At 74.7% G+C, this 10206-nt stretch carries 10 protein-coding genes; 5 read left to right on the top strand and 5 right to left on the bottom strand.

Annotation, left to right across the window (positions count from 1 at the left end; all coding sequences use genetic code 11):
- Positions 1 to 9: 9 nt before the first annotated feature.
- From C6N75_RS08605 to C6N75_RS08620, 4 genes are all read right to left on the bottom strand, one after another.
- A complete protein-coding gene (locus C6N75_RS08605; protein WP_105868267.1) occupies positions 10 to 1155 on the bottom strand; it encodes a GGDEF domain-containing protein in 1146 nt (381 codons plus the stop codon).
- A 150-nt stretch (positions 1156 to 1305) separates the two neighbouring features.
- Complete coding sequence (locus C6N75_RS08610) at positions 1306 to 2094, bottom strand: enoyl-CoA hydratase/isomerase family protein (protein WP_105868268.1); 789 nt, start codon at positions 2092 to 2094, stop codon at positions 1306 to 1308.
- Positions 2095 to 2152: 58 nt separating this feature from the next.
- Positions 2153 to 3454: an adenylate/guanylate cyclase domain-containing protein gene (locus tag C6N75_RS08615; RefSeq protein ID WP_105868269.1), complete on the bottom strand. Its 1302-nt coding sequence runs from the start codon at positions 3452 to 3454 to the stop codon at positions 2153 to 2155.
- A 193-nt stretch (positions 3455 to 3647) separates the two neighbouring features.
- Positions 3648 to 4505: a biotin--[acetyl-CoA-carboxylase] ligase gene (locus C6N75_RS08620; RefSeq protein ID WP_105868270.1), complete on the bottom strand. Its 858-nt coding sequence runs from the start codon at positions 4503 to 4505 to the stop codon at positions 3648 to 3650.
- Positions 4506 to 4648: 143 nt separating this feature from the next.
- Here C6N75_RS08620 and C6N75_RS08625 point away from each other — a divergent pair, with 143 nt between their 5' ends.
- From C6N75_RS08625 to C6N75_RS08635, 4 genes are all read left to right on the top strand, one after another.
- Complete coding sequence (locus C6N75_RS08625) at positions 4649 to 6262, top strand: acyl-CoA carboxylase subunit beta (protein ID WP_105868271.1); 1614 nt, start codon at positions 4649 to 4651, stop codon at positions 6260 to 6262.
- A 34-nt stretch (positions 6263 to 6296) separates the two neighbouring features.
- The gene (locus tag C6N75_RS08630) at positions 6297 to 6506 is read left to right on the top strand and encodes an acyl-CoA carboxylase subunit epsilon (RefSeq protein ID WP_105868272.1); all 210 of its coding nucleotides are present in this window, start codon (positions 6297 to 6299) and stop codon (positions 6504 to 6506) included.
- Between the two features lie 91 nt (positions 6507 to 6597).
- Positions 6598 to 6726 carry a morphogenic membrane protein MmpB gene (gene mmpB / locus C6N75_RS31450; protein WP_256103852.1) on the top strand — a complete coding sequence of 43 codons (129 nt, stop codon included), beginning with the start codon at positions 6598 to 6600 and terminating at the stop codon, positions 6724 to 6726.
- A gap of 42 nt (positions 6727 to 6768) precedes the next feature.
- Positions 6769 to 7380: a nucleoside triphosphate pyrophosphatase gene (locus C6N75_RS08635; RefSeq protein WP_105868273.1), complete on the top strand. Its 612-nt coding sequence runs from the start codon at positions 6769 to 6771 to the stop codon at positions 7378 to 7380.
- 19 nt (positions 7381 to 7399) lie between these two features.
- Here the strand turns inward: C6N75_RS08635 and C6N75_RS08640 are convergent, their stop codons facing one another.
- The gene (locus tag C6N75_RS08640; RefSeq protein WP_105868274.1) at positions 7400 to 7822 is read right to left on the bottom strand and encodes a hypothetical protein; all 423 of its coding nucleotides are present in this window, start codon (positions 7820 to 7822) and stop codon (positions 7400 to 7402) included.
- 369 nt (positions 7823 to 8191) lie between these two features.
- Between C6N75_RS08640 and C6N75_RS08645 the strand changes: the two genes are divergently transcribed.
- Positions 8192 to 9964: an acetyl/propionyl/methylcrotonyl-CoA carboxylase subunit alpha gene (locus C6N75_RS08645; RefSeq protein ID WP_105868275.1), complete on the top strand. Its 1773-nt coding sequence runs from the start codon at positions 8192 to 8194 to the stop codon at positions 9962 to 9964.
- Positions 9965 to 10206 lie beyond the last annotated feature (242 nt).

The raw sequence follows: 10206 nt of genomic DNA on the forward strand, positions 1-10206 counted from the left end.
CACCTGTCACTAGGGTGCCGGCGGCTCCGGGGGCGGGGCGTCGCGGAAGCGGCGGCGGTCCCGGGCGGCGGCGGGCGTGGGGGCGTCGGCGAGGCGGACGACCGCGCCGTCGCGGCCGGCGACCACCGGCTTCGGGGAGCGGGCCGCCTTGGCGCGGTACTGGGCGGCATCCGCCAGCCGGAAGAGGCGGCGGGCCGAGGTGACCGGCCCGATCGGGTCGCCGGTGGACGCCACCCCGCAGGCCACCCCGTCGCCCAGCTCCAGCTCGGCCGCCCGGGCGCACAGCTCGTCGGCCGCCGCCAGCACCTCGTCGGCGCCCGGCCCGGACGCCACCAGGCAGAACTCGTCGCCGCCCAGCCGGGCCGCCAGGGCGCCCGGCAGCATCGCCCCGCAGCAGGAGAGCAGCGAGCCGAACCGTTCCAGCAGGCGGTCGCCGACCGCGTGCCCATGGGTGTCGTTGACCCGCTTGAGCCCGTTGAGGTCGCAGACCACCAGGCTGGCCACCGAGCCGTCAGCGCGCCAGCGGTCCACCGCCTCGTCCAGCCTGGCGTCCACCGCGCGCCGGTTGGCCAGCCCGGTCAGCGGATCGGAGAACGCCAGCTTCCGGACCTCCTCCAGCCGCTCGGTCTGCGCGATCCCGGCGGCGACCACCGCGGCCAGCACGGTGGCGAAGGCGGCGTCCGCCCGGTCGAAGACCGGCGCCCCGAGCGGCCGGGCCACATACAGCTCGCCCCAGGCGCGCCCGTGCAGCACGATCGGCGCGACCACGCAGGAGCCCCGGCCGCGCCGCCGCAGGGCGGCGGCCCGGGGGTGCGGGCGGGCCGCCTCGGGCCCCTCGGCGCTCTGCACCCAGGCGTGCGGCTCGCCGCCGCCCGCCCAGCGCTCGTGCAGGGACTCGGTGATCTCCGGGAACTGGTGCACCGGGTAGCTCTCGTCCTCCGGGAACTCCTCCTCGCCCGGCGCCCGCTCCCCCGTGTTGACCAGCACCTTCAGCCGGCCCAGGTCGCGCTGCCAGGCGGACAGCGCGGCGAAGGCGCCGCCGAGGGCGTCCCGCGCGCCGAGCGCGGCCGCCCGCCAGGTCTCCCGGGGGGTGTGCGCCGACGCCATCGCCCGCGCCAGCGTCACCACGGCCCGCAGCCGGACATCCTCACCCATTCCTCAAGCTTAGGGAGGAATGGGCGCTTTTCACCCCGCGGGGTGCGGCCGGAACGGCCCGCGCACCTCGGACGGCTCCCTGATCGCATCCGCTCGGCGCACCGACGCGGCCGACCGGCCGTCAGCCGGTCGGTCCCCGACCGCCGGCCGCTACTCGCCGGGCCAGACCGGAGCGCGCTTCTCGTTGAACGCGGCCACGCCCTCGGCCCGGTCGCCGGAGAAGGCCACCGAGCGCCAGGCCGCGTCCTCCACGTCCAACCCGGCCCGCAGGTCCAGGCCGTGACCCAGGCGCAGGGCACGCTTGGCCGCGCGCAGCCCGACCGGGGAGTTCGCCGCGATGCGCCCGGCCAGCTCCAGGGCCGCGGCGCGGGCGTCCTCGGCGAGCTGGTCCACCAGGCCCAGCTCCAGGGCCTCGCCGGCCTCGACCCGGCGGGCGGTGAAGACCAGCTCCGCGGCGCGGGCCGCGCCGACCCGGCGGGGCAGCAACTGCGTACCGCCGCCGCCGGGGATCACGCCCACCGAGACCTCCGGCAGTCCGACCACCGTGCTGGCGTCGGCCACGATCAGGTCGCAGGCCAGCGCCAGCTCGAAGCCGCCGCCCAGCGCGAAGCCGTGCACCGCGGCCACCGTCGGCATGGGCAGCTCCAGCACCCCGGTGTAGGCGGCCCGGGCCACCGGGCGCTGGCGCACCAGCTCGGCGTCGGTGAAGGAGTTGCGCTCCTTGAGGTCCGCGCCCACGCAGAAGGCCCGCTCGTGGGAGGAGGTGAGCACGGCGACCCGGGCGGAGGGGTCGGCGGCCAGGGCCTCGCAGGCGGCGCCCAGCGAGCGGGCCATCTCGGTGGAGACCGCGTTCATCGCCTTGGGGCGGTCCAGTACCAGCTCGGCGACGTGCCCGTGCCGGCGTACGGCGACGTGCTCCCCGAAGCGCCGCTCCGACACCGCTCCCTGTCCGGCTACCTGCTCTGACATGCGGACGCACCCTCCCGGTTAACGGACGTTATCCGGGGATCCTAGGCGTCCGGCGGGTCAGCAGCCAGGGCTCGATCACGCCGAGACCCCGGACCGGGCGCTGCCACATCGGCTGGAGCCCGAAGCGGTACGAGGGCGGGGTCTCGCCCTCCTTCTCGGCCCGGGCGGCGTCCTCGGCGGCCCGCGTCTCGGAGACCGGGGCCTCCCCGGTGCGGGTCAGCTCCTCGGCGAACGCCCCGTCCACCAGCACCGCGTCCTTGGGCGCTATCGAGGTGAGCCGGCTGGCGAGGTTGACCGTGGTGCCGAAGACGTCGCCCATCCGGGTCGCCACCGTGCCGAAGGCGATGCCGACCCGCAGCGCCGGCATGGTCTCGTCCTGGGAGAGGGTCTCGATCAGCCGTACGCCGATCTCGGCGGCCGTCCCGGAGTCGTCGGCCGCGTACAGCACCTCGTCGCCGAGGGTCTTGATGAGCCGGCCGCCGTGCGCGGCGACCAGGTCGGCGCAGGTGGTCTCGAACGCCTCGACCAGCTCGCCCAGCTCCTCCTCCTCCAGGCGGCGGGTCAGCCGGGTGAAGCCGACCAGGTCCGCGAAGCCGACCGCGAGCCGGCGGTCCACCATCTCCTCGTCGTCGGCGGCCTGCACCACCCGGCCGGTGGCGGCCGCGAGCTGCCGCCGCCAGACGTACACCAGGAACTCCTGAAGCTCCGGCAGCAGCAGCTCGACCAGCGGATAGGTGACCTCGGTGCGGGTCATCCCGGGCTCCGGCGGCTCGGTCAGCCCCTCCAGGAAGGAGTCGATCTGCCACTCGGCCAGCCGGGCGGTGGTCTGCCCGGTGGAGCGGGCCACCTGCACCGCCATCGGCTCGCTGAGCAGCCCGGCCTCCACCAGACCGGCCAGCCGGCGCAGCGCCAGCACGTCGGCCTCGGTCAGCGCCTTGGCCTGGCCGATGTCGGCGAAGCCCATGGCCCGCCAGAAGCGCGAGGCCAGGTCCATCGAGACGCCGGCGGTGCGGGCCGCCTGGAAGGGGGTGTAGCGGCGCTCGGCGCCGAGGATGAGCTGCTCCAGGCGGATCGCGAGCGGGTCGTCGGTCGGCTCGGCCGTGTGGTCGACGACATGGTGCGGGGTCGGGTACTCGGCGCCCTCCCCGGCGGCCCCGGACCGCCCCTCGGCCCCGGCGGGCCGCTCGCCGCTCCCGCCGCCCGAGGAGTGCTCGCCGCCCGAGGGGTCCTCGGCGCCCGAAGCGTCCTCGGCGGCCGTGCCGGAACGGTGGCCGGGCCCGGTGCCGGAACCGGGCTCCGGCCGGTCGGGGTCCGCGTCGTCGACGGTCACCGGCCGCCTCCTGCCCGTTCCGTGCGCACTGTCCTGCCGATCTGTCGCTGGATCGCGGTCCACGATACGGCAGGTGTGCCCTGGCTCACGTCCTGATGGGCCGCCCGGACGGCACCCGGCCCACCTGCGGTTCCGTCCCGGACGGGGCGGAAGGATCTGCTCCGCTCGCCGCCGCCCGGGGAGTCCGGGCCGCTCAGTCCCCGGCTCGCAGGTGGACGATGTCGCCGGCGCCGACGGCCTCCTGCCCGCCGCCCTCGGCGGCCACCACGAGCCGGCCCTCGCCGTCCAGCGCGACCGCCTCGCCCACCAGGGTCCGCTCCCCCGGCAGCTCCGCGCGCACCGGGCGCCCGAGGGTCGCGCAGCCGGCGGCGTACGCCTCCTGGAGCCCGGAGGCGGCCGGGTCGCCGTTCACGGCCGCCCACCGCCCGTACCACTCCTCCAGCGCGCGCAGCACGGCCCGCAGCAGGGTGTCGCGGTCGGTGGAGACGGCGTCCGCCAGGGCGAGCGAGCCGGCCGTGGGGACCGGCAGCTCCTCGGCACGCAGGCTGACGTTGAGGCCGAGGCCGATGACGACCCCGGTGCCGTCGCCGGTCCGCTCGGCGAGGATGCCGCCGGCCTTGCGCTCCTCGCCGCCCACGGTGACCAGCAGGTCGTTGGGCCATTTGAGGGCGGTGTCCACGCCGGCCGCGCGGGCCAGCGCGGTGGCGGCGGCGACGCCGGTGAGCAGCGGCAGCCAGGCCAGCCTCCCGACCGGGACGTCCGGCTTGAGCAGCACGGAGAAGAAGAGGCCGGAGCGGGCGGGCGCGGACCAGGTGCGGTCCAGCCGGCCGCGCCCGGCGGTCTGCTCCTCGGCGACCAGGACCGCGCCCTCGGGCAGCTCGCCGGCCCGCGCGGCCAGGTCGCTGTTGGTGGACCCGGTGGCGGCGACCACGTCCAGCGAGGTCCACAGCGAGCCGGGGCGGACCAGCGCCCGGCGCAGGTCGTTCCCGTTCAGCGGCGGCCGCTCCAGATCGGACCAGCGGCTACCGGACGAGGAGGGAGAAGAGGTCATGAACGCCAGGGTAGGTGTGGCGGATGCCTCACTCTCGTCGGCGCGGCCCGCCGATACGCTACGGGCCAGTAGCCACCGGGCCCGGACCAGTGCGAGCTGGCCGGCAGCCCGTGATCCGCGACCAGTCAGGGAGCCGCATCCCGATGTCCGAGCCGGCGAAGTCTTCGCAGCCACGAGAGTCCGAGCCCCCGATCGACATCCACACCACCGCGGGCAAGCTCGCGGACCTCCAGCGCCGTATCGAGGAGGCGACCCACGCGGGGTCGGCGCGCGCCGTCGAGAAGCAGCACGCCAAGGGCAAGCTGACCGCCCGTGAGCGGATCGCGCTGCTGCTGGACGAGGACTCGTTCGTCGAGCTGGACGAGTTCGCCCGGCACCGCTCCACCGCCTTCGGGCTGGAGGCCAACCGCCCGTACGGCGACGGCGTCGTCACCGGCTACGGCACGGTGGACGGCCGCCCGGTGGCCGTCTTCTCGCAGGACTTCACCGTCTTCGGCGGGGCGCTGGGCGAGGTCTACGGGCAGAAGATCGTCAAGGTGATGGACTTCGCCCTGAAGACCGGCTGCCCGGTGATCGGCATCAACGACTCCGGCGGCGCCCGCATCCAGGAGGGCGTGATGGCGCTCGGCCTGTACGGCGAGATCTTCCGCCGCAACACCCACGCCTCCGGGGTCGTCCCGCAGATCAGCCTGGTGGTCGGCCCGTGCGCGGGCGGCGCGGTCTACTCCCCGGCCATCACCGACTTCACGGTGATGGTGGACCAGACCTCGCACATGTTCATCACCGGGCCCGACGTCATCAAGACGGTCACCGGCGAGGACGTGGGCTTCGAGGAGCTGGGCGGCGCGCGCACCCACAACACCACCTCGGGCGTGGCGCACCACATGGCGGGCGACGAGAAGGACGCCATCGAGTACGTCAAGTCGCTGCTGTCCTACCTGCCGTCCAACAACCTCACCGAGGCCCCGTCCTTCCCCGAGGAGGCGGACCTCGCGCCCACCGACGAGGACCGGGCGCTGGACGCGCTGGTCCCGGACAGCGCCAACCAGCCGTACGACGTGCACACCGTCATCGAGCACGTGCTGGACGACGGGGAGTTCCTGGAGACCCAGGGGATGTTCGCGCCGAACATCGTGACGGGTTTCGGGCGCGTCGAGGGGTACCCGGTGGGCGTGGTCGCCAACCAGCCGATGCAGCTCGCGGGCTGCCTCGACATCGACGCCTCGGAGAAGGCCGCGCGGTTCGTGCGGACCTGCGACGCCTTCAACATCCCGGTGGTCACCTTCGTGGACGTGCCGGGCTTCCTGCCGGGCGTCGACCAGGAGTACGGCGGGATCATCCGGCGGGGCGCGAAGCTGATCTACGCCTACGCCGAGGCCACCGTGCCGCTGATCACCGTCATCACCCGCAAGGCGTTCGGCGGGGCGTACGACGTGATGGGCTCCAAGCACCTGGGCGCGGACCTCAACCTGGCCTGGCCGACCGCGCAGATCGCCGTCATGGGCGCACAGGGCGCGGTCAACATCCTGCACCGCCGCACCATCGCCGAGGCGGACGACGTCGAGGGCACCCGGGCGCGGCTGATCCAGGAGTACGAGGACACCCTGCTCAACCCGTACACGGCGGCCGAGCGCGGCTATGTGGACGCGGTGATCATGCCGTCGGACACCCGGGCCCACCTGGTGAAGGGGCTGCGCCAGCTCCGCACCAAGCGGGAGAGCCTGCCGCCGAAGAAGCACGGCAACATCCCGCTGTAGCGGCGGGACGGACGGACACCCGAGGAGGCTTTCCATGATCAGAGTCGTACGGGGCAATCCGACCCCCGAGGAGCTGGCCGCCGCGCTCGCGGTGGTGCAGACCCGCGCGGCGGCGCTGGCCGCGGCCGGCGGCGACGGCCCGCCGCGGTCCCCGGAGGGCTGGTCGGACCCGGCCCGCATCGCCCGCGGCCGCCGCATCGCGCCGGGCCCGCGCTCCTGGACGCGCACCTACTGGCCCGCCTGAGGCCGCCCGCGCCCGGCCGCCGCCCGGCCCGGCGGGGGCTTGAGTACGCGTACTCAGGCGGCGGGGCCGCCCCGCCCGCAGCATCGGAGGCATGCTCTGGTCCGACCCTGAGAACGAGCCGCCCGAGGAGATGCGCGACACGCAGGCCATGCTGCGCCGCGCGGGCGTCCTGCTGGCGCTGGCGATGGTGGTGCTGATGTTCTCCGTGGGGCTGCGGTAGCCCGGTCCGCCCGGCCGTCGGCGGCTCAGTACCCTCGCTGGCATGACCATCGCTCCGCGCCGCCGCCTGGTGCTCGCCTCCGCCTCCCCCGCCCGTCTCGGTCTGCTGCGCCAGGCCGGCCTCGCCCCGGAGGTGATCGTCAGCGGGGTGGACGAGGACGCGGTCACCGCTCCCACCCCCGCCGAGCTGGCGCTCGCGCTGGCCGAGGCGAAGGCGTCCCGGGTGGCCGCCCGGCCCGAGGTGTCCGGCGCGCTGGTGATCGGCTGCGACTCGGTGCTGGAGCTGGACAAGCGGGCGCTGGGCAAGCCGGCCGACGCCGAGGAGGCCCTCGCCCGCTGGCGGGACATGCGGGGCCGGGCCGGCGTGTTGCAGACCGGGCACTGCGTCTGGGACACCGCCGCCAAGCGGTACGTCTCGGCGACCGCGTCCACCGTGGTGCGCTTCGGCGAGCCGAGCGACGAGGAGATCGCGGCGTACGTGGCGAGCGGCGAGCCGCTGCACGTGGCGGGCGCCTTCACGCTGGACGGCCGCTCCGCGCCGTTCATCGAGGGTGTGGACGGCGACCCGGGCAACGTCATCGGGCTGTCGCTGCCGCTGCTGCGCCGGCTGCTGGCCGAGCTGGGGACCGCGATCACCGACCTCTGGGAGCGGTGACGGCCGCGCCCGCGGCGGCTCAGGCCGGGGCGGGGCGGCGGTCGGTGAGGTCGGGCGCGTAGAGCACCAGCGCGGCCACCAGCAGGGCCAGCACGGCCATCATCACCGTGAACGCGGCCCAGCCGACCAGGCCCACGCAGACCGCGCCGAGCAGTCCGTGCACGACGGCGCAGGCGATGAGCAGGATGCGGACCGGCCGGGTGGGCGGCCGGTTCCGCACGGCGACGACGAGCAGCAGCACCCCGCACAGCGCGAGGAACGCGCCGAAGACGAAGCCGAGGACCCGGATGCCGGTCACCATGTGGTCGGGGTCGAGTCCGTCCAGCGACATGCGCTGACCGCCCATCACGACGGCGAGCACCAGGTGGAGCAGGACCGTGCCCACCGCCTCCAGCAGCAGCACGATCCCGGCTGCCAGGGCGATCGCTCTGCGGGCCGCCATGTTCCCCCCTCGCCTGAAGACTGCCGGGCCGGTGGCCGGATCACCGGCCGTCGGACGCCGTGCCGGGCAGGCTACTGACTGGTAATGCTCAGGACAAGGGTGTGGACCGATCGGGCGGAACCGTTCGCCCATTGGTAGGGACCCCACAAAGAAACGGGACACGGCGCTGGACCGGCGGACAGCGACCCGCCCCGAGCCGGAGAGTTACTGTTCCGTTCACAAGCCCTGCGTAACGTGGTGCGACAAGGATTTCTCCGACTCCAGCACGCCTCGAATCACGCTCCGTGTGGGCAAGCTCACCCTTGGGGACGGGTCGTGTGGCCGTGTCGGCAGTCCCTAAACTCAGCTTGTTTCAAGGAGGGAGCCATCGTGCGCAAGGTGCTCATCGCCAACCGTGGCGAAATCGCTGTCCGCGTCGCCCGGGCATGCCGGGACGCGGGAATCGCCAGTGTGGCCGTGTACGCCGATCCGGACCGGGACGCCCTGCACGTCCGCGCGGCCGACGAGGCGTTCGCCCTGGGCGGTGACACCCCGGCCACCAGCTACCTGGACATCGCCAAGGTGCTCCAGGCCGCGGCCGACTCCGGCGCGGACGCCGTCCATCCCGGATACGGCTTCCTCTCGGAGAACGCCGAGTTCGCCCAGGCCGTGCTGGACGCCGGTCTGACCTGGATCGGCCCGCCGCCGCACGCCATCCGCGACCTCGGCGACAAGGTGGCCGCCCGGCACATCGCCCAGCGCGCCGGCGCCCCGCTGGTGGCCGGCACCCCCGACCCGGTCTCCGGGGCGGACGAGGTCGTCGCCTTCGCCAAGGAGCACGGCCTGCCGATCGCCATCAAGGCCGCCTTCGGCGGCGGCGGTCGCGGTCTGAAGGTCGCCCGCACCCTGGAGGAGGTGCCCGAGCTGTACGACTCGGCGGTCCGCGAGGCGGTCGCCGCCTTCGGCCGGGGCGAGTGCTTCGTCGAGCGCTACCTGGACCGGCCGCGCCACGTCGAGACCCAGTGCCTGGCCGACACCCACGGCAACGTGGTCGTGGTCTCCACCCGGGACTGCTCGCTCCAGCGCCGCCACCAGAAGCTGGTCGAGGAGGCCCCCGCGCCGTTCCTCTCCGAGGACCAGAACAAGCAGCTCTACGCCGCGTCCAAGGCCATCCTGAAGGAGGCCGGCTACGTCGGCGCCGGCACGGTGGAGTTCCTGGTCGGCAACGACGGCACGATCTCCTTCCTGGAGGTCAACACCCGCCTCCAGGTCGAGCACCCGGTGACCGAGGAGGTCACCGGCATCGACCTGGTCCGCGAGATGTTCCGGATCGCCGACGGCGAGGCGCTCGGCTACGGCGACCCCGCGGTGCGCGGCCACTCCTTCGAGTTCCGCATCAACGGCGAGGACCCGGGCCGGGGCTTCCTGCCCGCGCCCGGCACCGTCACCCTCTTCGACCCGCCCACCGGCCCCGGTGTCCGGCTGGACGCGGGCGTGGAGTCCGGCAGCGTCATCGGCCCGGCCTGGGACTCCCTGCTGGCCAAGCTGGTCGTCAGCGGCGCCACCCGGCAGCAGGCCCTCCAGCGCGCCGCCCGCGCCCTGGCGGAGTTCCGCGTCGAGGGCATGGCCACCGCCATCCCGTTCCACCGCGCGGTGGTGACCGACCCGGCGTTCGGCCCGGAGCTGACCGGTTCGGCCGACCCGTTCACCGTCCACACCCGGTGGATCGAGACCGAGTTCGTCAACGAGATCCCGCCGTTCGCCGCCCCGGCCGACGCCGAGGGCGACGAGGAGTCGGGCCGCGAGACGGTGGTGGTCGAGGTCGGCGGCAAGCGCCTGGAGGTCTCGCTGCCGTCCTCGCTGGGCATGTCGCTGGCCCGCACCGGCCTGGCGGCCGGCGCGAAGCCCAAGCGCCGCGCGGCGAAGAAGTCCGGCCCGGCCGCCTCCGGCGACACCCTGGCCTCCCCGATGCAGGGCACCATCGTCAAGGTGGCCGTCGAGGAGGGCCAGGAGGTCAAGGAGGGCGACCTCATCGTGGTCCTGGAGGCCATGAAGATGGAGCAGCCGCTGAACGCCCACCGCTCCGGCACGGTGAAGGGCCTGTCCGCGGAGGTCGGCGCGTCCATCACCTCGGGCGCCTCGATCTGCGACATCAAGGACTGACCCGACCCGGATCGTCCACGGTCGCGCTCCTCGTGCGTGCCGTGCCGCAGGGCCCGCCGGAACCTCTCCGGCGGGCCCTGCGCCGTCCGCGGGCCCGCGCCCGGCCGGCCCCGGCGGCGGCGATGGCATGCTGGTAACGGCCCCGGCCGGCGAGCGCGGGCGGGGCGGCGGTACGAGGGCGGGGGCGAGGGAGGAGCGCGCGATGGCGACCAGTACGGCGGCGGAGCCGGAGCCCGGCCGGG

The sequence above is a fragment of the Streptomyces solincola genome (assembly GCF_002982015.1).
Taxonomy (GTDB): domain Bacteria; phylum Actinomycetota; class Actinomycetes; order Streptomycetales; family Streptomycetaceae; genus Streptomyces; species Streptomyces solincola.

Bases quoted from the DNA above. Each gene is read 5' to 3' on its own strand.
- C6N75_RS08640 (WP_105868274.1), bottom strand. From the start codon at position 7,822: ATGGCGGCCCGCAGAGCGATCGCCCTGGCAGCCGGGATCGTGCTGCTG.
- C6N75_RS08620 (WP_105868270.1), bottom strand. From the start codon at position 4,505: ATGACCTCTTCTCCCTCCTCGTCCGGTAGCCGCTGGTCCGATCTGGAG.
- C6N75_RS08605 (WP_105868267.1), bottom strand. From the start codon at position 1,155: ATGGGTGAGGATGTCCGGCTGCGGGCCGTGGTGACGCTGGCGCGGGCG.
- mmpB (WP_256103852.1), top strand. From the start codon at position 6,598: ATGCTCTGGTCCGACCCTGAGAACGAGCCGCCCGAGGAGATGCGCGAC.
- C6N75_RS08625 (WP_105868271.1), top strand. From the start codon at position 4,649: ATGTCCGAGCCGGCGAAGTCTTCGCAGCCACGAGAGTCCGAGCCCCCG.
- C6N75_RS08635 (WP_105868273.1), top strand. From the start codon at position 6,769: ATGACCATCGCTCCGCGCCGCCGCCTGGTGCTCGCCTCCGCCTCCCCC.
- C6N75_RS08630 (WP_105868272.1), top strand. From the start codon at position 6,297: ATGATCAGAGTCGTACGGGGCAATCCGACCCCCGAGGAGCTGGCCGCC.